The 18,735-nt window shown below is 68.2% G+C and carries 24 protein-coding genes; 18 read left to right on the top strand and 6 right to left on the bottom strand.

What is annotated here, in order from left to right:
* The first annotated feature begins 4 nt into the window (after positions 1–4).
* The 3 genes from EGK63_RS11515 to EGK63_RS11505 are packed head-to-tail and all read left to right on the top strand — an operon-like array spanning position 5 to position 2,000.
* On the top strand, positions 5–961 hold the full coding sequence (locus tag EGK63_RS11515) for a LysR substrate-binding domain-containing protein (RefSeq protein ID WP_125901590.1): 957 nt from the start codon (positions 5–7) through the stop codon (positions 959–961).
* Positions 961–1,518, top strand: coding sequence for an NADPH-dependent FMN reductase (locus EGK63_RS11510; RefSeq protein ID WP_125901589.1), 558 nt, complete (start codon positions 961–963; stop codon positions 1,516–1,518). The genes EGK63_RS11515 and EGK63_RS11510 overlap by 1 nt, the downstream gene beginning before the upstream one ends.
* Positions 1,515–2,000, top strand: coding sequence for a GNAT family N-acetyltransferase (locus EGK63_RS11505; protein ID WP_125901588.1), 486 nt, complete (start codon positions 1,515–1,517; stop codon positions 1,998–2,000). Before EGK63_RS11510 ends, EGK63_RS11505 begins: the two co-directional genes overlap by 4 nt.
* Positions 2,001–2,017: 17 nt before the next feature.
* Here the strand turns inward: EGK63_RS11505 and EGK63_RS11500 are convergent, their stop codons facing one another.
* Positions 2,018–2,878, bottom strand: coding sequence for a hypothetical protein (locus EGK63_RS11500; protein ID WP_125901587.1), 861 nt, complete (start codon positions 2,876–2,878; stop codon positions 2,018–2,020).
* Complete coding sequence (locus EGK63_RS11495) at positions 2,875–3,774, bottom strand: ABC transporter ATP-binding protein (RefSeq protein ID WP_125901586.1); 900 nt, start codon at positions 3,772–3,774, stop codon at positions 2,875–2,877. The genes EGK63_RS11500 and EGK63_RS11495 overlap by 4 nt, the downstream gene beginning before the upstream one ends.
* 103 nt (positions 3,775–3,877) lie before the next feature.
* Here EGK63_RS11495 and EGK63_RS11490 point away from each other — a divergent pair, with 103 nt between their 5' ends.
* The 3 genes from EGK63_RS11490 to EGK63_RS11480 all read left to right on the top strand — a co-directional run bounded on the left by EGK63_RS11490 (position 3,878) and on the right by EGK63_RS11480 (position 8,017).
* Positions 3,878–5,113, top strand: coding sequence for an ectonucleotide pyrophosphatase/phosphodiesterase (locus EGK63_RS11490; protein ID WP_125901585.1), 1,236 nt, complete (start codon positions 3,878–3,880; stop codon positions 5,111–5,113).
* Between the two features lie 115 nt (positions 5,114–5,228).
* Entirely contained in the window at positions 5,229–6,533 is a 1,305-nt protein-coding gene (locus EGK63_RS11485; RefSeq protein ID WP_125901584.1) for a TCR/Tet family MFS transporter, read from the top strand.
* A 95-nt stretch (positions 6,534–6,628) separates the two neighbouring features.
* Complete coding sequence (locus EGK63_RS11480; RefSeq protein WP_125901583.1) at positions 6,629–8,017, top strand: Do family serine endopeptidase; 1,389 nt, start codon at positions 6,629–6,631, stop codon at positions 8,015–8,017.
* Between the two features lie 29 nt (positions 8,018–8,046).
* Here EGK63_RS11480 and EGK63_RS11475 read toward each other — a convergent pair whose 3' ends face one another.
* Complete coding sequence (locus EGK63_RS11475; protein ID WP_003164400.1) at positions 8,047–8,466, bottom strand: VOC family protein; 420 nt, start codon at positions 8,464–8,466, stop codon at positions 8,047–8,049.
* A 69-nt stretch (positions 8,467–8,535) separates the two neighbouring features.
* On the opposite strand from EGK63_RS11475, the gene EGK63_RS11470 reads away from it, so the two are divergent.
* From EGK63_RS11470 to EGK63_RS11450, 5 genes are all read left to right on the top strand, one after another.
* Positions 8,536–9,840: a replication-associated recombination protein A gene (locus EGK63_RS11470; RefSeq protein WP_125901582.1), complete on the top strand. Its 1,305-nt coding sequence runs from the start codon at positions 8,536–8,538 to the stop codon at positions 9,838–9,840.
* 128 nt (positions 9,841–9,968) lie between these two features.
* Positions 9,969–10,409, top strand: coding sequence for a hypothetical protein (locus EGK63_RS11465; protein WP_125901581.1), 441 nt, complete (start codon positions 9,969–9,971; stop codon positions 10,407–10,409).
* A gap of 74 nt (positions 10,410–10,483) precedes the next feature.
* Positions 10,484–10,927, top strand: a complete 444-nt coding sequence (locus EGK63_RS11460) for a hypothetical protein (protein WP_046653742.1) — start codon at positions 10,484–10,486, stop codon at positions 10,925–10,927.
* Between the two features lie 57 nt (positions 10,928–10,984).
* A complete protein-coding gene (locus EGK63_RS11455) occupies positions 10,985–11,710 on the top strand; it encodes an RluA family pseudouridine synthase (RefSeq protein ID WP_125901580.1) in 726 nt (241 codons plus the stop codon).
* Between the two features lie 78 nt (positions 11,711–11,788).
* On the top strand, positions 11,789–12,283 hold the full coding sequence (locus tag EGK63_RS11450; protein WP_125901579.1) for a hypothetical protein: 495 nt from the start codon (positions 11,789–11,791) through the stop codon (positions 12,281–12,283).
* Between the two features lie 3 nt (positions 12,284–12,286).
* Here the strand turns inward: EGK63_RS11450 and EGK63_RS11445 are convergent, their stop codons facing one another.
* A complete protein-coding gene (locus tag EGK63_RS11445) occupies positions 12,287–12,724 on the bottom strand; it encodes a DUF2214 family protein (protein WP_243637667.1) in 438 nt (145 codons plus the stop codon).
* Positions 12,725–12,767: 43 nt separating this feature from the next.
* Between EGK63_RS11445 and crcB the strand changes: the two genes are divergently transcribed.
* The 6 genes from crcB to EGK63_RS11415 all read left to right on the top strand — a co-directional run bounded on the left by crcB (position 12,768) and on the right by EGK63_RS11415 (position 16,428).
* Positions 12,768–13,166, top strand: coding sequence for a fluoride efflux transporter CrcB (gene crcB, locus EGK63_RS11440; RefSeq protein WP_003164407.1), 399 nt, complete (start codon positions 12,768–12,770; stop codon positions 13,164–13,166).
* The gene (locus tag EGK63_RS11435) at positions 13,163–14,158 is read left to right on the top strand and encodes an RluA family pseudouridine synthase (protein ID WP_088411408.1); all 996 of its coding nucleotides are present in this window, start codon (positions 13,163–13,165) and stop codon (positions 14,156–14,158) included. Before crcB ends, EGK63_RS11435 begins: the two co-directional genes overlap by 4 nt.
* Positions 14,155–14,829, top strand: coding sequence for an HAD-IA family hydrolase (locus tag EGK63_RS11430; protein ID WP_125901577.1), 675 nt, complete (start codon positions 14,155–14,157; stop codon positions 14,827–14,829). The genes EGK63_RS11435 and EGK63_RS11430 overlap by 4 nt, the downstream gene beginning before the upstream one ends.
* A gap of 9 nt (positions 14,830–14,838) precedes the next feature.
* Positions 14,839–15,600, top strand: coding sequence for an ATP12 family chaperone protein (locus EGK63_RS11425; RefSeq protein WP_125901576.1), 762 nt, complete (start codon positions 14,839–14,841; stop codon positions 15,598–15,600).
* 79 nt (positions 15,601–15,679) lie between these two features.
* The gene (locus tag EGK63_RS11420) at positions 15,680–16,129 is read left to right on the top strand and encodes a hypothetical protein (protein ID WP_125901575.1); all 450 of its coding nucleotides are present in this window, start codon (positions 15,680–15,682) and stop codon (positions 16,127–16,129) included.
* The gene (locus tag EGK63_RS11415) at positions 16,126–16,428 is read left to right on the top strand and encodes a transcriptional regulator (protein WP_125901574.1); all 303 of its coding nucleotides are present in this window, start codon (positions 16,126–16,128) and stop codon (positions 16,426–16,428) included. Before EGK63_RS11420 ends, EGK63_RS11415 begins: the two co-directional genes overlap by 4 nt.
* On the opposite strand, the gene EGK63_RS11410 is transcribed toward EGK63_RS11415, so the two are convergent.
* Entirely contained in the window at positions 16,418–17,176 is a 759-nt protein-coding gene (locus tag EGK63_RS11410) for a pseudouridine synthase (protein ID WP_125901573.1), read from the bottom strand. The two genes, EGK63_RS11415 and EGK63_RS11410, sit on opposite strands and share 11 nt — an antisense overlap.
* A gap of 306 nt (positions 17,177–17,482) precedes the next feature.
* Here EGK63_RS11410 and EGK63_RS11405 point away from each other — a divergent pair, with 306 nt between their 5' ends.
* Positions 17,483–17,974: a hypothetical protein gene (locus tag EGK63_RS11405; RefSeq protein ID WP_243637666.1), complete on the top strand. Its 492-nt coding sequence runs from the start codon at positions 17,483–17,485 to the stop codon at positions 17,972–17,974.
* Here EGK63_RS11405 and EGK63_RS11400 read toward each other — a convergent pair.
* Positions 17,971–18,606: a DUF938 domain-containing protein gene (locus tag EGK63_RS11400; RefSeq protein WP_125901572.1), complete on the bottom strand. Its 636-nt coding sequence runs from the start codon at positions 18,604–18,606 to the stop codon at positions 17,971–17,973. The genes EGK63_RS11405 and EGK63_RS11400 overlap by 4 nt on opposite strands.
* Positions 18,607–18,735: the final 129 nt, after the last annotated feature.

The raw sequence follows: 18,735 nt of genomic DNA, 5'->3' as shown, positions 1-18,735 counted from the left end.
AACGATGAGAGACCTCAACGACCTCTATTACTTCGTCCAGGTGGTGGACCACGGCGGGTTCGCGCCCGCCGCGCGGGCCCTGGGCATGCAGAAGTCCAAGCTCAGCCGACGTATCGCCTTTCTGGAGGACCAGCTGGGCACGCGCCTGATCCAGCGGTCGTCGCGCAAGTTCTCGGTCACGGAGGTCGGGCAGGAATACTACCGCCACTGCCTGGCCATGCTGGTCGAGGCTGAAGCCGCTCAGGCGGTGATCGACAATGTCGCCGCCCAGCCGCGCGGGGTGATCCGCGTCGCCTGCGTGCCGGGGCTGCTGACCTATCAGATGGGCGGGCTGATCGCGCGCTTCATGACTGTTTATCCCGAGGTCGAGGTGCATCTGCACAGCACCAGCCGCCGGGTCGACGTCATCGGCGAGGGCTTCGACCTGGCCATCCGCGTGCGCGAGCCGCCGCTGGAGGTGACCGACCTGGTCATGCGCAAGCTGGACGAGAGCGTGCACCGCCTGGTGGCCTCGCCCGATCTGATCGCGCGGTTCGCGCCGCCTTCCGGCCCGGCCGACCTGGCGGGCTGGCCTAGTCTGGATTTCGGTCCGGCGCACCGTGACCACGTCTGGGCCCTGCACCACAAGGACGGGATGACGGCCTCAGTCCGCCATGCGCCCCGTCTGGTCACGGACGACCTGCATATGCTGCACGAGGGCGCGGTGCGGGGGCTGGGCGTCGCCCTGCTGCCGACGGTGGCGGTCGTGCGCGACCTGGACGCCGGACGGCTGGTGGACATCCTGCCCGACTGGCGCCCGAAACGCTGGATCGTCCATGCGGTCTTCCCCTCGCGTCGCGGGCTGTTGCCGTCGGTGCGACTGTTGCTGGATTTTCTGGTTCAGGGTTGCGCCGAACAGCAAATTCACGGCGAAACGCCGACGCCGTTCGTTGCGGCGGAACTAGCGGAGACGAAGGACTGATGCGTCTGGTCGGACTGTCGGGCAGCCTGCGGGCGGCCTCCTACAACAGCGCCCTGCTGCGCGCGGCCCAGGAGACGGCGCCGCCTGACGTGGAACTGATCGCCGCGACCATCCACGGCATCCCTCTTTATGACGGCGACCTGGAGGCCGAGCAGGGTCTGCCCGAAGCCGTGGTCGCGCTGAAGGATCTGATCGCCGGTTGCGACGGCCTGCTGCTGTTCACGCCGGAATACAACAACTCGATCCCCGGCCCGTTCAAGAACGCCATCGACTGGCTGAGCCGACCCAGTTCGGACATCGGACGCGTGTTCGGCGGGCGGCCGGTGGCGGTGCTGGGCGCCTCGCCCGGACCGTTCGGGACGCTGATGAGCCAGGCGGCCTGGCTGCCGGTGCTGCGCACCCTGGGTGCGTCGCCCTGGTTCGGGGCCAAGCTGATGGTCACGCGAGCGGGCGACGCCTTCGACGCCGAGGGCCGCCTGATCGACGCGGATGCGCGCCGTCGCCTGACCGCCTTCGTTGCCGGTTTTGCGGATCACTGCCGGGGGCTGTCGGCATGAGCGGCGAAGCTTTCGCCATCGTCGCCTATCGGCCGGAGCATCGCGAGGCTTGGCGGGCTCTGAACGAGGCTTGGCTGGCCGAGGGCGGCTTCGCCGTCGAGGCCAAGGATCGAAAGGTGCTGAACGATCCCGAGGGGCAGGTTTTGGCGCCCGGTGGACGCATCTTCTTTGTCGAACAGGCGGGACAGGTCGTCGGCTGCTGCGCCCTGATGGCGATGGATGACGGCGGCTATGAGGTCGCCAAGATGACGATCTCGCCCTCCGCGCGCGGCCAGGGTCTGTCGCGGCGCCTGCTTGAGGTCTGCGAAGCGGCGGCCCGTGATGCGGGCGCGCGCCGCCTCTATCTGGAGACCAGTTCGACGCTTGGCCCGGCGCTGGCCCTCTATGACAGCTTCGGCTTCGTACGCCTGCCGCCGCGCGAGACGCCTTATGTCCGCGCCGATGTCTTCATGGAGAAGACGCTGGGTTTCTCCTCCCCATGACATGGGGAGGAAAGATGCTACTCCTTCGATAGGTCCTGTCGCTGGAACCACGCCAGGGCCAGAAGGAAGGGGCCGAAGCTCCATAGCGCCAGGCCCGCGATGGCGCGCCACGCGGCGTCTGCGGGTAGGATGGCGGCTGTCATCCCCCCCTGGATCAGAGCCTTGAGCACTTCATAGGCCTCGCCGGGAAACAGCAGCATGGTGGGCCAGTCCCCTAGTTGCCAACCGGCGAAAAGGCTGGCCTTGGCGAGGAAGCTTTGCGCCACGCCGACCACCAGGGGGATGAAGAGCGCTGCGACCAGTGAACGCGTGACGGTGGCCGCCAGCAGGGCCAACAACAGGAACTGCACCACACGGACATAGGCCAGAAAGCACAAGAGACCGAAGCTCTTGGCCGCCTCCGCGCCGAAGTGGAAGACGAGCCGGTTGTCGAAGATCACACCCTTGGCGACGGCGGCTATGAAGGCGGAGGCCAGCATAAGGGCCAGCCCAAGCAGGACCATCAGCTTCAGCGCGCCCGCCTTGCCCATGATCAGATTCCGGCGGCTGTTGCGCGCGGTGATCAGCCGCCAGGTCTCCCAGCGGTAATCGGTGGCGAAGACGGTCGCTGCGCCGATCAGCAGGAAGGCCAGAACGACGGGGTTGGCCAAGTTTGCGGCCGCCTCAAGCAGGGCTTGGCCGAGGTCGAGGGTTCCTCGCTCCAGACGCAACTCGGACGGCAGATCGCTGACCGCCGACATTTTATTGTCGAGGAACAGATTGGTGCCGACGCTCGCCGCCAGTCCCGCGATCGGCACGAAGAGGATGCTCCACATCAGGACGGTGCGGTTCTGCAGCAGGCGCCAGGTTTCGGCGCGGATGGCGTCGGCCAGCATCATGGGCGGCCTCCCTCGGCGGAAGAGGTTTCAGTCATGAAGACGCTTTCCAGATCGGCGCCGACCCAGCGGGCCTCGTCGATGTCGACGCCCTGTTCGATCAAGGCGCGCAGCAGGGCAGGGGCCTCGGCGCGCGGCACGGCGGCCATGACGGCGTCGTCCTGAACGCTGCCGCGCTCGCCCAGAACCGCCATCACCTTGGCCAGCGGCGTGGCGGCCAGCCGCAGCCGCTCGCCCGAGGCGGTTAGGTCGCTGACTTTGCCTTCCGCAGCCAGCTTGCCCCGGTTGAGGATGGCGACGCGGTCGCAGACGCGCTGGACCTCCAGAAGCTGGTGGCTGGCCAGAACGACGGTGACGCCGTCGTCGTCGGCCAGGCTGCGGATCAGGGCGCGCATTTCCTGAATGCCGGGCGGGTCCATGCCGCTGGTCGGTTCGTCGAGGATGACCAGATCGGGCCGGGTCATCAGGGCGGCGGCGACGCCCAGCCGTTGCATCATGCCGACCGAGAAGCCGCGCACCTTGCGATCCGCCGCCTCGGTCAGGCCGACGCGCGCCAGCCATCGGTCGGTCTCAGCCTCGGCGCCCATCCCATGCGCCAGCGCCAGCCAGCGCAACGCCTGGCTTGCGGTCAGATAGGGCGGATAGCGCGGCGTCTCGATCATGGAGCCCATGCGTCGGGTGACGGCTGGATCGCCGGTGTGCTGGCCCATCACCCGCACCTCGCCCGCCGTGGGCCGGATCAGGCCCAGCAGGATGCGGAACAGGGTCGACTTGCCCGCGCCGTTCGGCCCCAGCACGCCATAGACCCCCCCGCGCGGTATGCTGAGACTGAGGCCGTCCAGGGCGCGCACAGCGCCATAGGTCTTGGTCAGGCCGTTCGTTTCGATAACGCTGGTCATGAATCGCAGCGTGGCCCGGTGGTGAAAAACCGGCAAGCCGTCTTCTGTCTGTCGCGGATTAAGCTTAGGCAATGTTCCCGAAAGTCGATTTCGGGAGTCCCACATGTTTGATCGTCTGTTCGGGCTGGCGCGCGCCGCCGCCCTGACGCTGGCCGTCGCCGCCTGCGCCACCACGCCGACTGCGCCGCCGGTCGAGACGGTTCAGGCGCCGAACGTCATTCTGATCTCCATCGACGGCTTCCGTGCGGACTATCTGGCGCGCGGCGCGACGCCGGTGCTGGCGCAACTGGCGGCCGAGGGGGCGTCGGGGCCGATGAAGCCGTCCTTCCCCAGCGTGACCTTCCCCAACCACTACACCCTGGTCACGGGCCTGCATCCCGATCATCACGGCATCGTCGGCAACAACATGGTCGATGCCGAACTGGGCCGCTTCTCCCTGGGCAACAAGCAGGCCGTCACCGATCGCCGCTGGTGGGATCAGGGCGAGCCGATCTGGGTCTCGGCCGAGCGGCAGGGCGTGAAGACGGCCACCATGTTCTGGCCGGGGTCAGAGGCCGACATCCGCGGCGTGCGGCCCAGCTACTGGACGCCCTTCGACCAGTCGATGCCGGGCGACGCCCGTGTGGATCAGGTGCTGACCTGGCTGGATCTGCCCGTCGCCCAGCGCCCGGCGCTGACCACCCTCTATTTCGACATCGTCGACACCATGGGCCACCACCACGGGCCGGACGCGCCTCAGACGCTGGAGGCCATGGCTTCTGTCGACGCCTCCGTCGGCCGCCTGGTTGAGGGGCTGAAGGCGCGGGGTCTGTATGAGAACACCGTCCTGATCGTGGTGTCCGATCACGGCATGGCGGCGACCTCGCCCGACCGAGTGACTGTGCTGGACGACATCATCGATCCGGAGGCGGTGCAGATCGTCTACGGCGGCCCCGTCACCTTCCTGAACCCTGTCGCCGGTCGCGAGGCCGAGGTGGAGCAGGCGCTGCTGGGCTCGCGTCCGCATCTGGACTGCTGGCGCAAGAGCGAGATTCCGGCGCGTCTGGTTCTGGGCTCCAACCCGCGCGTCTCGGCCATTGTCTGCGCCTCCGAGCCGGGCTGGCTGCTGGCGACTCGTGCACGTCCGGTGACCAAGCCGGGCGGCGCCCACGGCTATGACAACGCCGCGCCGGAGATGCAGGCCATCTTCATCGCCCACGGCCCCGGCGTCATCGCCGGACGGCGGCTGCAGAACCTGGACAGCGTCGACGTGCAGCCCTTCCTGGCCCGCCTGCTGGGCGTGACGGCGCCGCGCGGGGATGGCCGACCGGAGGACACGCTGGCGGTGACGCAGCGCTGAGCCGGTCACTAGCGCTGGTCACTCTCGGGCTGCTCCCGAGGGTGACGCGTTGAGGAAAATGATCGCGCGGCCACTCGGCGCCCTCTAAAACGACGCTCCACCTACGCGAGCCCTCATGTCCCTGCACCAGCCCAAGGTCCGCCGCGCTGCGATCGCCTTCATCCTCGTGACTGCGGTGCTGGACATCGTGGCCATGGGGATCGTCATTCCGGTCCTGCCGCACCTGATCGAGGAGTTCGTCGGATCGAACGCGCGCGCGGGCCTGCTGAACGGAGTGTTCGTGGCTCTGTGGGCGGGGATGCAGTTCCTGGCCTCGCCCGTGATCGGCTCGCTGTCGGACCAGTATGGGCGACGCCCGGTCATCCTGATCAGCTGCGCCGGGCTGGCGGCGGACTATGTGTTGATGGCGCTGGCGCCGAACCTGTGGTGGCTGGCGGTCGGGCGGCTGGTGGCGGGCGTCACCTCGTCCAGCTTCACCACAATCTACGCCTATATGGCCGACATCACCGAGCCCGAGAAACGCGCCCGCGCCTATGGCCTGATCGGCGCCGCCTTCTCGGGTGGTTTCGTGCTGGGGCCGGTTTTGGGCGGTTTCCTGGGCGAGTTCGGGCCGCGCGTGCCCTTCTGGGTGGCGGGCGCCTTGTCGGGCGTGGCCTTCCTGTACGGCCTGTTCATCCTGCCGGAGAGTCTGCCGCTGGAGAAGCGGATGCCCTTCAGCTGGCGGCGCGCCAATCCGGTCGGGGCCATGATCCTGCTGAAGCGCCACGCCGAGCTGGCGGGCCTCGCGGTCGTGAACTTCCTGCTCTACTTCGCCCACCACGTGTTTTCGGCGGTCTTCGTCCTCTACGCCGGGCTCCGCTACGGCTGGGGGCCGTGGCAGGTCGGGGCCTTGCTGGCCATGGTCGGGGTGCTGGACATGATCGTTCAGGGCGTGCTGGTCGGACCGGCGTCCAAGCGGTTCGGGGATCGGGCGACCATGATCTTCGGCCTGTGCGGCGGGGCGGTGGGCATCGCCCTGATGGGCTGGGCGCCGACGGGCGTCGCCTTCATCGTCGCCATGTTCCCCAACGCCCTGTGGGGGCTGGCCATGCCGACGCTTCAGTCCCTGATGACCCGCCGTGTCGGCGAGAGCGAGCAGGGCCAGCTGCAGGGCGCCAACATGAGCGTCGCCTCCATCGCCGGGGTGGCCTCGCCCCTGTTCTTCGGCTGGATCTATTCGGTTTCGGTGGGCGAGGGCGGCGGGCGGGCGGCGGCCTGGTTGTCGGATCACGGGCTGCCCGCGGTGTCCGCTGCGGCCGACGCCTTGCTGTCCGAGCCGGGGCTGGCCTTCTATCTGGCCTCCGTCGTGCTGGCGCTGGGTGCTCTGATCGGCTTCCTGACCGCGCGCCGGGCGGAACGGGACGAGCTCACGTCCGTTTGATCGCCGCCGCGCCCCGGACTGAAAGACGGCCTTGATCCTGTCGAAAAGCCGAGGCGGAATGGATACAACGCCCAAGCTTGTAGAACCGGGACGAGATGAAGACTTCCAGACTGGCCATCGCCGCCGCCCTGATCCTGTCCGCCTGCGGCCAGCCGCAGCCCTCCAAGGCGCAGGAAGGCGTCTTCGCCGAACAGCCCCGCGTCGCTCCGCGCGACGCCGGATCGTTGAAGACCAGCTTCGCCCCCGTGGTGCGCGAGGCCGCGCCCGCTGTGGTGAATATTTCCGCGCGCGGCGTCCAGCGCGTGCGCGATCCTTTCTTCGAACTGTTCGGCGGCGGGCCGCAGTCGCGCGTGACCGGCTCCATCGGTTCGGGCGTCATCGTGCGCCCGGACGGCATCGTGGTGACGAACAACCACGTCATCCAGAACATGCAGGAAATCCGCGTCACCCTGAACGACCGGCGTGAATACCCGGCCAAGGTGCTGCTGGCCGATGAGCGGTCCGACATCGCGGTGCTGCAGCTCGAGAACCTGGACGGCGATCTGCCGGTTCTGCGCATCGACGATCAGGAGCAGCAGCAGGTCGGCGATCTGGTCCTGGCCATCGGCAACCCGTTCGGCGTCGGCCAGACTGTGACCAACGGCATCATCTCGGCCCTGAACCGCACCGAGACGGGCATCAGCGATTCCGGCTCCTTCATCCAGACCGACGCGCCGATCAATCCCGGTAACTCGGGCGGCGCCCTGGTCGACATGGACGGCGATCTGATCGGCATCAATACAGCCATCTTCTCGCGCACCGGCTCTTCGACGGGTGTGGGCTTCGCCGTGCCGGCGACTATGGTCAAGCGGGTGGTGGATTCCGCCGTCGGCGGCGCAAAGTCGGTCGAACGCGCCTGGCTGGGCGTCAAGGGCGACACGGTCAGTTCCGACATGGCCCGCAGCCTGGGGCTGGATCGGCCGCAAGGGCTGATGGTTACTGACGTCTACGCCGGCGGCCCCGCCGCCCGCGCGGGTATCGAGCAGGGCGACGTCATCACCGCCATCGACGGCGCCGAGGTCAACGATCAGGGCGGCCTGAACTTCCGCGTCGGCACGCGCTCGCCGAACGACACCGTGGCCGTGACCGTCCTGCGCGACGGCCGGACGCAGACGCTGAACGCGCGCGTTTCGACCTTGCCGGGCGACGCCGATCCGGGGCAGGGCTCGGTCGTGGGGCAGGGCGCCCTGGCCGGGCTTCAGGGCGTGGCGCTGAACCCGGCGCTGGCCGATCGCTTGGGCGGAGATCCCTTCACCAGCGGCGTGGTGGTCACGGGCCTGCAACGCAACAGCATCCCGGCCCGTATCGGCCTGCGCCCCAACGACCTGGTGGTGCAGATCGACGGCCGCGCCGTCACCACGGTCGCCGCCCTGGGCCGGGCTCAACGCGGCTCGGAGCTGACCATCGTCCGCAACGGCCGTCGCCTGACGGGGCGCCTGCCCTAAGGCGCGGCGCCCCCGCCGCAGAGGGGCGGTCAGCCCTTCTGCGGTCCCCCGATGCTCCACAGGTGGCCGAACGGATCGCGCAGCTGGCCGTAGCGGTCGCCCCAGAACTGGTTCTCCAGCGGCATGACCGGAATGGCGCCGTTGACCAGGGCGCGGCCCCACCATTCGTCGGCGTCGTCGACCTGAAGATGCAGGCTGACGCCGACGGGCTTGATGTCGGCCTCGCCGGTCCATTCGGGGAATTCGTCGGCCAGCATGACGCTGCCGCCGTTGATGCGCAGATGGGCGTGCAACAGGCGCTCGCCGTCCTCGGCCGGCATCCGCATGACTTCCTCGGCCCCGAAGGCGCGGGCGTAGAATTCGATCGCTGCGGCGGCCCCGCGCGAGGGAATGGTCAGGTGGGGCGTCACCCCGCCGCGCGGTCCCTGGTCAGGCTTGGCTTCAGTCATGCGATTCCTCCTCAACGAGGCGTTGTAGCGGGTGCAGTCGCCCGAACGAACGCCTATCTAGAGCGTTCCATGACTGATTTGTTCGAAGCCTCCGGCATCCATCCTCCCGACGCGCCCCTGGCCGACCGTCTGCGCCCGCAGGCGCTGGACCAGGTGGTGGGTCAGGATCATCTGTTGGGCGAGGGCGGGCCGATCCGCCGGATGATCGAGGCCGGGCGTCTGGGCTCCATGATCCTGTGGGGGCCGCCGGGCACGGGCAAGACGACGATCGCCCGCCTGCTGGCCAAGGCGGCGGGCTATGAATACCAGTCGATCAGCGCCGTCTTCTCGGGCGTCGCAGACCTGAAGAAGGCGTTCGAGGCCGCGCGGATGCGCCGGGCGGCGGGGCAGCAGACCCTGCTGTTCGTGGACGAGATCCACCGCTTCAACCGCGCCCAGCAGGACGGCTTCCTGCCCTTCGTGGAGGAGGGGATCGTTACCCTGGTCGGCGCCACGACCGAGAATCCCAGCTTCGAGCTGAACGGCGCCCTGCTGTCACGGTCGCAGGTCTATGTGCTGAAGCGGCTGGACGACGCTTCGCTGGACCTGCTGCTGGATCGGGCCGAGGCGCTGATGGGCAAGCCCCTGCCGCTGACGCCTGAGGCGCGTCAGGCCATGCTGGCCCTAGCCGACGGCGACGGCCGTTATCTGCTGACCATGTCCGAGGTGCTGTTCGACCTGACGGACGTGGAGCCGCTGGATGTGCAGGCGCTGGCGGGCGTGCTTCAGAAACGCGCCCCCGCCTACGACAAGTCGCGGGAAGAGCACTACAACCTCATCTCGGCCCTGCATAAGTCGGTGCGGGGATCGGACCCGGATGCGGCGCTCTACTGGCTGGCGCGGATGCTGAACGGGGGCGAAGACCCGCTGTATCTGGCGCGCCGCATCGTGCGCATGGCGGTCGAGGACGTCGGTCAGGCCGACCCCCTGTCCATCCTGGTCGCCAACGCGGCCAAGGACACCTACGACTTCCTCGGCTCGCCGGAAGGGGAGTTGGCGCTGGCTCAGGCCGTGGTCCATCTGGCCACTGCGCCCAAGTCGGTCGGCGTCTATGAAGCCTTCAAGGCGGCGAAGAAGGCGGCGCACGAGACCGGCTCCCTGATGCCGCCCGCCCATATCCGCAACGCTCCGACCAAGCTGATGAAGTCGCTGGGCTACGGCAAGGGCTATCAATACGATCCCGACACGCCCGAGGGTTTCTCCGGCGCGAACTTCTTCCCCGACGAGATGGAGCGCCGCACCTTCTACAAGCCCAAGGGCGAGGGGCATGAGGCGAAGGTCAAGGCGCGCCTGGAGCGCTGGGCGGCGATGCGGGCGCGGGTGAGCGAGGAATAAGGCGCTGACCGCCGTCATCCTCGGGCTTGACCCGAGGATGACGGAGAGAGTGGAAGATCGGTGAACGATGTTCATTGTCGTAGCGGCCCGTCGGGCGTAGGCTGAGCCAGCAAACTGCGGAGGCGGCGATGGTCGATGTTCTGCGGCGTATGTCGACGCCCTGGCACCTGTGGCTGGCCGGCGTGTTGTCCTTTCTGTGGAACGCCCTTTTCGTCTGGCAGTGGACGCTGCAGGTGACGGGCGATCCGGCCTATTGGAGCAGTCTGAGCCCCGCCGAGGCGGCCTATCTGCGCGCCGTGCCCTTATGGACCGATGTCGCGGTCGGCGTCGCTTTCTGGGGTGGGCTGCTGGCGGCGGTGCTGCTGCTGTTTCGGCGGCGTCAGGCGACGATGGCGTTCGCCGTCGCCCTGATCGCCATGCTGGCGGACACGGCCTACATCCACTTCATGAGCGATGGGCGCGAGATCATGGGGCCGGTCGGCGTGGCGTTCGGCCTGGTCATCATCGCCGTCCTGGTCGTTCAGACCGCCTATTGCGCCTGGATGGGCAGACGCGGCGTGATCGTCTGAGGGGCGGGCGGAAGCCCTTGTTACATCGGTCTATTTCGGCGTAGTTTTCGGTTCTCAAGGCCCTGGGGGGAAGAATGATGGTCGATATTTCGAAGCGTCCGGCGGCGCCGTGGCACCTGTGGGCCATCGCCGCAGCCTCGGTGGTCTGGAACGGCGTCGGCGTCTGGCAATGGTACCAGAAGGTGACGGGAGCCGCCGCCTACTGGAGCGCGCTGACGATGGAGCAGGTGGCCTATCTGCGCGGCGCGCCGATGTGGACCGATGTGGCCTTCGGCGTGGCGGTGTGGTGCGGCCTGCTGGGCGCGCTGATGCTGCTGCTTCGGCGGAAGCTGGCGTTCAACGCTTTCGTCGCGGGTCTGATCGCCATGTTGGCGCACGCCGTCTATGTGCTGGCGCTCAGCAACGGGCGTGAAGTCATCGGTGCGGGCGGCGTGGCTTTCACCCTGGTCGTCACCCTGATCTTCGTCATCCAGATCGCCTATGCCCACTGGGCGCGCCGCAAGGGCCTGATCCGCTGATCGCCAAGGCCTGATGGGCATGGCGAAGCGGGGCGCGCTCGGCTAAAGGCTCGGCGGGTGAAAACCCGCCAGCCCGTATCCCTGACCGAAGATGAAATCGCCGCCGTCCGTTCCTGGGTGGTGCATGCAGACGCGCATCTGATCGCCTTCAACAAGCCGTCGGGCCTGTCCAGCCAGGGCGGCCGCATCCAGGCCAACACCCTGGACGACCTGCTGTGGGCCTTCGCCCGGTCGAACGGCAAGCGCCCGGAACTGGTGCATCGGCTCGACCGCGACACCTCGGGCGTCATCCTGGCCGCCAAGACCAAGCCCGCCGCCGGTTTCTTCGGCAAGGCGATGCAGATGCGCAAGTTCCAGAAGACCTATCTGGCGCTGGTCGCGGCCGCGCCGGAGCCCAGGTCCGGCCGGATCACCTCGGCCCTGCGGCGCGAAGAGATCGGCCGCGAAAGCTATATGCGCGTCGTGGATTTCGATGCGCCGGGCGCGCAAGGCGCCGCCAGCGGCTATCGCACCCTGGCTTCTAGTGAAGACGGGGCGGTGGTCGAGTTGTCGCCTGAGACGGGGCGGATGCACCAGCTTCGGGTCCATATGGCCTCCATCGGTCGCCCGCTGGTCGGCGATGTCCGCTATGGCGGCGCCCTGACCTTCGCCGGACGGGCGGCGCCGCGCCTGATGCTGCACGCGGCGAAACTCAGCTTTCCTCATCCCGACGGCGGCCGCGTGACGGTCGAAGCGCCGGAGCCGGAGGATTTCGCGGCCCTGCGTGCGGCGGCGGGGCTGTAGGGGCTTCATCCCCTGTTCAGCTTCACAGCGGAACAATCCGGCTCGCCCGTGCGCTGTTCGGGCGTGGGAGATACGCGCATGAAACGCCTCGCCATCGTCACGATCGCCGCCTCGGCCCTGGCCCTTACGGCCTGCGCCAGCCTGGCGCCCTACGGTCGTCAGATGGGGCCGAACGGGCAGGGCTACTCCGAACAGCAGATCGAGCGCGACCGTTTCCGCGTCAGCTACAACGGCGTCGGCGCGCCCGGTCCTGTGGCGGACATGGCCCTGTTCCGTGCGGCTCAACTGACGACCGAGCAGGGCTATGACTGGTTCGAGGTGACGCAGCGCTGGATCGACGGACGCCCCGACAGCGCGGGCGGCGTGCGGCCCAGCGTCTCCATCGGCGCCGGCACGGGCCGTTACGGCGGCTGGTCGTCATCGGGCGTCGGCGTCGGGCTGGGCTTCGACCTCAGCGGGCCGCAGCCGACCTCGACCACGCTGGAGATCGTCATGGGGCGCGGCCAGCGCCCGGATCGCCCGGGGGCCTATGACGCGCGCGGGGTTCAGGACGCCATCCGCCCGCGCCTGTAGGGCCTAGAACGGCCAGCGCGCCATCGCCGCCGCGAAGGCCAGCAGCGGAGCCAGCAGCAGAATCTCAAGCCCTACCGCGCGCCGCGCCGCAGTCAGCTCGGCCTGCGGCGGGACATAGCCGGGCGCGGCCTGCGCCGCCTTGCGCCACTTCAGGATCGCCAGCGTCGGCCGGATCGAGATCAGGCCGATCAGGGCGAAAGTCGCGATCTTGGCCCAGAAGAAGGGGTTGGCTTCATAGAAGGCCCAGCCCTTGCCGCCCATCACCCGTCCGACACCGACCAGAATGATCATCAGGGCCGTGACCCCATAGCCCGCGTCCAGTCCGGCCAGTCGCTTCACCGGCGGTTCCGGCGTCCGCAGCAGCGCCAGTTCCGACGCCAGCATGACGATCAGGCCCAGGAACAGCAGGTGATGCAGGATGGCGAGGACAAGGTCGTGCATGGCGGCCTTCGCAAATGAGGTCGGAACAGTATATGCCGCCAGCATGACACGTTTCTTGCTGGTTGCGATCGGCGGCGGCCTGGGGGCGATGGCGCGCTATGGGCTCGGGCTGGCCGTGGGTCGCCTGGCGCCGGGCGCGGCCTGGCCGTGGGCGACCCTGACCGCCAATGTGGCGGGCGGCCTTCTGATGGGCCTGCTGGTCGGCTGGCTGGCGTTGAGGGCGGGCGCGGGACAGGAGAGCATCCGCTTGTTCGCCGCCGTCGGCGTCCTGGGCGGCTTCACGACCTTTTCGGCCTTTTCACTGGAAGCGGCCCTGATGATCGAACGCCGTGAAATCGTCTCGGCTTTCGTTTATGCGGCGGGTTCGGTGGTTCTCGCCATCGCCGCTCTGTTCGTCGGCCTGATGATCGCGCGCAAACTGTTTACCGGAGTGGGCGCATGAGCCGCGAAGTCCAGACCCTCTATGTCGCCGAGGATGAAGACGACATCCGCCTGGATCGCTGGTTCAAGCGCCGCTGGCCGCACCTGACCCACATCCAGGTCGAGAAGATGGCTCGCAGCGGCCAGATCCGCGTCGACGGCTCGCGCGTCAAGCCGCAGGACCGCCTGACCGCCGGCGCCGCCGTGCGCGTGCCGCCGCTGCCGGACGCCAATCCGCGCAAGCCCGGCGACCTGCACGAACTGAGCGAGCGCGACATCGCCTACGCCAAGTCGCTGGTGCTGTACGAAGACCACATGGTCATCGCCCTGAACAAGCCGCACGGCCTGGCCGTGCAGGGCGGGACCAAGACGACCAAGCACGTCGACCGCCTGTTGTCAGCCTGGGGCGAGGGGATGGACCGGCCGCGTCTGGTTCACCGTCTGGACCGTGACACCTCAGGCGTGCTGCTGCTGGGCAAGGGACCGGAGGCGGCCAAGCGTCTGGCCGGCGCCTTCGCCCGCCGCCAGGCCAAGAAGACCTATTGGGCCATCGTCATCGGCAATCCCAAACCTTCGGCCGGTCAGATCGACATGGCGCTGAAGAAGACCGGCATCAACGATTTCGAGATGATGCGCCCGGCCGAGCCCAAGGATCCCAAGGGCGAACCGGCCGAGACCGCCTTCGCCACCATCAGCCGCGCCGCCCACCGGGCTGCCTGGATGGCGCTGCGCCCCTTCACCGGCCGCACGCACCAGTTGCGCGCCCACATGGCCGCCATCGGCCACCCCATCCTGGGCGATCCAAAATACGGCGACGACAAATCGCGCGAACTGTCCGGCCCGCTGAAGTTGCAGCTTCACGCGCGCCGCATCGAGCTGGACCACCCCGGCGGCGGCAAGCTGATCGTCGAGGCCCCCCTCAGCCCTGAAATGAAAGCCGGCTTCAACCATTTCGGCTTCTCCGAGGACGAGGCTGACGAAGATCCCTTCGAGGGCGTGCGGCGGATGCGATGAGGCCGCTCGCCGTTTTCGATATCGACGGCACGCTGGTCGACAGCCGCGCCTCCATCCATCGCGCGGCCTGCGAGGCGGCCCACGTCCTGGGCTTGCCCGAGCCTGACTACGAGCGGCTGCGCCAGATCGTCGGCCTGAGCCTGCATCACGCCCTGCATGTGCTGGAGCCGTCGCTGACGGACGCTGAGCTGGCGGACTTCGTCGCCGCCTTTCAGGCCAGCTTTCGCGCCATGTATGAGGCGGGGCATGAGGAGCCGCTCTATCCCGGCGTCATGCAGACCCTGCGGCGGCTGAAGCGCGACGGCTGGCGGCTGTCGCTGGCGACGGGTCAGAACCGGCGCGGCGTCGCCCGCAACCTGGCGCGGCCCGAGTGGAGCGACCTTTTCCTGTCCAGCCACTGCGCCGAGGACGGGCCGGGCAAGCCGGACCCGGCCATGTTGCGGGCCGCCATGACCGCCTGCGGGGCCGATATCGCCTCGACCGTCATGATCGGCGACACCAGCCACGACATCACGATGGCCGTGGCGGCGGGGGTGCATCCGCTGGGCGTCGGCTGGGGCTTCCATACGGTGGAGGAGCAGGCGGCTGCGGGCGCGTTGCACATCGCCGCCGATCTTCCTGATCTGGAGGCGGCGCTCGACCGTTTCGCCTCGACCAAGCTTTTCGCCTAGAAGTCCGCCATGTCTCACATTCCTTCGCTTGATCCCAACGTCGCCGCCCAGAAGGGCTTTCGTGAATCCGAGGAGCGTATCAAGCGCTTCTGGAAGAGCGCCGACGCCGAGGCCCGCGACGGCGGCTGGATCGTCCTGCTGGACGGCCGCGCGCCCAAGACGCCCGCCGGAAACGCCATCGTCCTGCCGACCGAGGCCGCCGCGCGGCTGGTGGCGGAGGAATGGAACGCACAGGGCGAGCATCTGATGCCGGGGACCATGCCCGCCACCCGTCTGGCCTCGACCGCCATCGACCGGGTCAGCCAGACGCGCGGGCCTGTGGCCGAAGAGATCGCCCGCTACGCTGGATCGGACGTGCTCTGTTATCTGGCCGAGACGCCGTCGGGCCTGATCGAACGCCAGCAGGCGCAATGGGGGCCGTGGCGCGACTGGGCGGCGCGCGAACTGGGCGTCGAACTGCACACGGTCGAGGGGATCATCCACCGACCGCAGGCGCCGGAGGCTCTGGCGCGGGTCGAGGCGCTGGCGCTGGAGATGGACGACTTCGCCCTGACCGGGCTGGCGACGGCGGTTCCACTGTTCGGCTCGGCGGTGCTGGGGCTGGCGGTGCAGCGCGGGGCGTTGGCGGGCGAGGCGGCGCTGGACCTGTCGCGTCTGGACGAAGCCTTTACCGAGGAGCGTTGGGGCGTGGACGAGGAGGCGGCTGCCCGCACCGAGGCCCACCGCGCCGAAGCGGCATTGCTGCAGCGCTGGTTCGAGGCGCTCAGGTAACTTTCCGATCTGGAAAGTTATGACTTGACGGAGTGGAAAGTCGTTGTCATTTTCCGTTCTGGAAAGTGAGGGATGTCCCATGTCAGATACGCACGACGCGAAGGCCGCTCTGGAGCAGATACGCCAGACGCGCGAACAGGCGCTCGGGAAGATGAACTATTGGCCCTGGTGGTATGACGCCGGCTACGCCCTGGCGTGCGGGCTTCTGGTGGCGGGGCAGGGCTTTTCCACCATGATCGGCATGGCCTGCGTCGTGGTGGCGATCGCGATTCTGGTGACGATCATGCGGGTCTGGCAGGATCGCACAGGGGTGTGGGTGAACGGGTATGCTCCGCGTCGCGCCCGCTGGGCAGCCTTTGGCCTGGCGGCGATCCTGATGGGGTTGATGGGCCTCAGCATTTGGTTCGGGCGGGTGCAGGGCGTCGCCTGGGTTCCCTTCGCTAATGGTTTGGCGGCGGCGGTTCTGGGCGTCGTCGGCATGAGGGTCTGGATGCGCCTGTACCGCATCGACGTGCGGAGCCTGTCGTGAAGCCGCCGGTTTTCGATCCTGTGATCCATGCGCCGGGCAGGCTGCAGATATGCGCCATCCTGTCCGCCGCCGAAGCCGAGTTCGCGGTGGTGCGCGACGCCATTCAGGTGTCTGACTCCGTCCTGTCGAAACACGTGAAGACGCTGGAGGAGGCCGGCTATCTCGCTGTCCGCAAGGCGGCGCAGGGCGGCCGCCAGCGCACCTGGCTCAGCCTCACCAATGCCGGAAAGGCGGCCTTCGCCTCCCATGTCGCCGAACTGAGCCGTCTGGCGGCCATGACGGCGCCGGTCAGCCCTTGATCAGCGCCGCGCGCTCGTCGGCCGTCAGCATCCGCCAGCGGCCTTCCGGCAGGTCGCCCAGCTTCACCGGGCCGATGCGGATGCGATAGAGGTCGACGACCTCCAGCCCGACCAGTTCGCACATGCGGCGGATCTGGCGGTTGCGGCCTTCGCGCAGGATGAAACGCAGGCGCTGGGGCTCCATCTGGGTGACGCGGGCGGGCTTCAGCTGGCGGCCGTCCAGCTCCAGACCGTGGCGTAGTTTGGTCAGCTTGGCCTCGGTCACGGCGCCGGCGACGCGGACTAGGTATTCCTTGTCCAGATCGGACTGCGGCCCGATCACCGCCTTGGCTACCACGCCGTCTGACGACAGCATCAGCAGGCCGCGCGAATCCTCGTCCAGTCGCCCGACTGGGGGCAGGGAGGCGTCGCGCGCGGGCGTCTCGCCCTCGCCGATCTTGTTGGCCGTGGTCAGCAGGCGTACGGCCGGAACCTTGCCCGGCTCGGGCTGGCCCGAGACATAGCCGACCGGCTTGTGCAGCAGGATGGCGACGCCCGCCGCCAGCGCCGCCTCGCCCGTGTCGTTCAGGGTCAGGGTCTGGCCCGGCTCGATCTTGCGACCCGCGTCGCGCACCACTTCACCGTCGATGCTGACCAGCCCCTCGGCGATCAGGCCCTCGGCCTCGCGGCGCGAACAGACGCCGGTCTGGCCCAGCCACTTGTTGATGCGGACGGGTTCGTCGCCGTCGTAGGTGCGGGTGAAGGCCATGGCCGGACTGACTCTCTGCGATGCGATCGGCTGTGTAGGGCGGGGGCGCGCCCTCAGGCAAGGTCGTCGTTGGGCGTCCGCGTTCAGATTTTCTGCGGTGGCGGGTCAGGTCACGTTTTCATCGTCAAGTTGACCTTCAGCATCATAAGCCTATATCAGCAGTCACCCTGATGATTTTGATGCGTCCGTTTCCGATCGATTCGGATTGCGACGTTTGCCGTGTCTGATCGGACTTCGGCGTGCAGGGCGGGACGATAACTTTAAATCGTCTACGAATATTGATCGATAACCTTCGAAGGAGACGTTTTGTACGCTCAAAGCAAGTCTGCGACCGCCCCCCGTTCTCGCCAATACGGCAACCGCCCCACGCCAACCCGCCTGCGCTTCGGTCTGATCATGCGCAAGGGCATGGATTTCGGCGAACTGGGCGACATGGAAACCGCCCTGCGGTTTGAAGGCGTTTCCCTGGCCCCGATCTCGACGGGCGAGGGCAGCCTGATGTCCGGCGGGCTGACGGTTCTGGCGACGGCGACGGCTGACGACATCAGCGGCGGCCGTGTTCAGGGCGTGGTGGTTCCGGGCGGCGTGTCGGACGAAGCCGGCCTGGTGCAGGTCAAGGCGCTGGTGAACCTGGCCAAGGCGCAGGGCCTGCCGGTTCTGGCCTTCGCCGACGGCGTGGCCGTGGCGTCTGAAATCTTCGGCGAAGCGGCGGATGCGCCGGGCGCGGCTTTCCGCGACGGCAAGGTCGCCCTGTTGAAGGATCGCGCCGCACTGACGGCGGTGGTCGCCGCCATCTAAACCCGGCGGAAGATCAGGCTCAGGTTGTTGGCGGGCATGGCCCGTCGCAGCGTCAGGGCCAGGCCGTGCGACCGGGCGAGCGTTTCAACCTCGTCCCGGTCGCGCAGGCCCCATGCGGGATCGCGCGCCTTCAGGCTGTCGTCAAAGGCGGCGTTGGACGGGGCCAGCGCAACCTCTGCCTCGCGATAGGGGCCGTAGAGATACAGCAGGCCGCCGGGACGCGTTAGAGACCGTTCCGCCAGCCGCATCAGGCCTTGGGCCGCCGACCACGGGCTGATGTGGATCATGTTGATACAGACGATGGCGTCCAGCGGCTCTGACGGCCAACTGGCGTCATCCAGCATGTCGACCGCCTGTGCGGGGCGCAGGTTCGCCGCGCCCGCCTTCATCCGCCACGCCTCGATGCTGGCCCGCGCCTCCGCGCTGGGATCGCTGGGCGTCCAGTCCAGGCCGGGCAGGGCGGTTGCGAAGGCGACGGCGTGCTGGCCCGATCCGGCGGCGATCTCAAGCACCCGGCCGCGCGCAGGCAGATGGGCGCGCAGCACCTCCAGTATGGCCGCGCTGTTGCGTTCAGCCGCAGGCGAGATCAGGGCGCTCGGGAAGCCGTCCGGCGTCGACTTTACAGAATCCATCTGACGTGCCCCTGAGAATTTCCTCCACGCGGAGCTAGAGTCCGGCCCTTGAATGATCCGCCCCCGTTTTCTGGAGCATCCGAGGCTGGAGTTTTCCGGCCCGAGTCAGGGTGACAGGCTGGCTATGTC

The sequence above is a fragment of the Brevundimonas sp. 357 genome (assembly GCF_003938605.1).
Classification (GTDB): Bacteria; Pseudomonadota; Alphaproteobacteria; order Caulobacterales; family Caulobacteraceae; genus Brevundimonas.
Note: the sequence above shows the minus strand (reverse complement) of the source record. Positions and strands in the feature narration are given on the sequence as shown.

Bases quoted from the DNA above. Each gene is read 5' to 3' on its own strand.
- EGK63_RS11490 (WP_125901585.1), top strand. From the start codon at position 3,878: ATGTTTGATCGTCTGTTCGGGCTGGCGCGCGCCGCCGCCCTGACGCTG.
- EGK63_RS11505 (WP_125901588.1), top strand. From the start codon at position 1,515: ATGAGCGGCGAAGCTTTCGCCATCGTCGCCTATCGGCCGGAGCATCGC.
- EGK63_RS11445 (WP_243637667.1), bottom strand. From the start codon at position 12,724: ATGCACGACCTTGTCCTCGCCATCCTGCATCACCTGCTGTTCCTGGGC.
- EGK63_RS11450 (WP_125901579.1), top strand. From the start codon at position 11,789: ATGAAACGCCTCGCCATCGTCACGATCGCCGCCTCGGCCCTGGCCCTT.
- EGK63_RS11515 (WP_125901590.1), top strand. From the start codon at position 5: ATGAGAGACCTCAACGACCTCTATTACTTCGTCCAGGTGGTGGACCAC.
- EGK63_RS11410 (WP_125901573.1), bottom strand. From the start codon at position 17,176: ATGGCCTTCACCCGCACCTACGACGGCGACGAACCCGTCCGCATCAAC.
- EGK63_RS11510 (WP_125901589.1), top strand. From the start codon at position 961: ATGCGTCTGGTCGGACTGTCGGGCAGCCTGCGGGCGGCCTCCTACAAC.
- EGK63_RS11465 (WP_125901581.1), top strand. From the start codon at position 9,969: ATGGTCGATGTTCTGCGGCGTATGTCGACGCCCTGGCACCTGTGGCTG.
- EGK63_RS11475 (WP_003164400.1), bottom strand. From the start codon at position 8,466: ATGACTGAAGCCAAGCCTGACCAGGGACCGCGCGGCGGGGTGACGCCC.
- EGK63_RS11470 (WP_125901582.1), top strand. From the start codon at position 8,536: ATGACTGATTTGTTCGAAGCCTCCGGCATCCATCCTCCCGACGCGCCC.
- EGK63_RS11420 (WP_125901575.1), top strand. From the start codon at position 15,680: ATGTCAGATACGCACGACGCGAAGGCCGCTCTGGAGCAGATACGCCAG.
- EGK63_RS11435 (WP_088411408.1), top strand. From the start codon at position 13,163: ATGAGCCGCGAAGTCCAGACCCTCTATGTCGCCGAGGATGAAGACGAC.
- EGK63_RS11430 (WP_125901577.1), top strand. From the start codon at position 14,155: ATGAGGCCGCTCGCCGTTTTCGATATCGACGGCACGCTGGTCGACAGC.
- EGK63_RS11400 (WP_125901572.1), bottom strand. From the start codon at position 18,606: ATGGATTCTGTAAAGTCGACGCCGGACGGCTTCCCGAGCGCCCTGATC.
- EGK63_RS11425 (WP_125901576.1), top strand. From the start codon at position 14,839: ATGTCTCACATTCCTTCGCTTGATCCCAACGTCGCCGCCCAGAAGGGC.
- EGK63_RS11495 (WP_125901586.1), bottom strand. From the start codon at position 3,774: ATGACCAGCGTTATCGAAACGAACGGCCTGACCAAGACCTATGGCGCT.
- EGK63_RS11480 (WP_125901583.1), top strand. From the start codon at position 6,629: ATGAAGACTTCCAGACTGGCCATCGCCGCCGCCCTGATCCTGTCCGCC.
- crcB (WP_003164407.1), top strand. From the start codon at position 12,768: ATGACACGTTTCTTGCTGGTTGCGATCGGCGGCGGCCTGGGGGCGATG.
- EGK63_RS11500 (WP_125901587.1), bottom strand. From the start codon at position 2,878: ATGATGCTGGCCGACGCCATCCGCGCCGAAACCTGGCGCCTGCTGCAG.
- EGK63_RS11485 (WP_125901584.1), top strand. From the start codon at position 5,229: ATGTCCCTGCACCAGCCCAAGGTCCGCCGCGCTGCGATCGCCTTCATC.
- EGK63_RS11460 (WP_046653742.1), top strand. From the start codon at position 10,484: ATGATGGTCGATATTTCGAAGCGTCCGGCGGCGCCGTGGCACCTGTGG.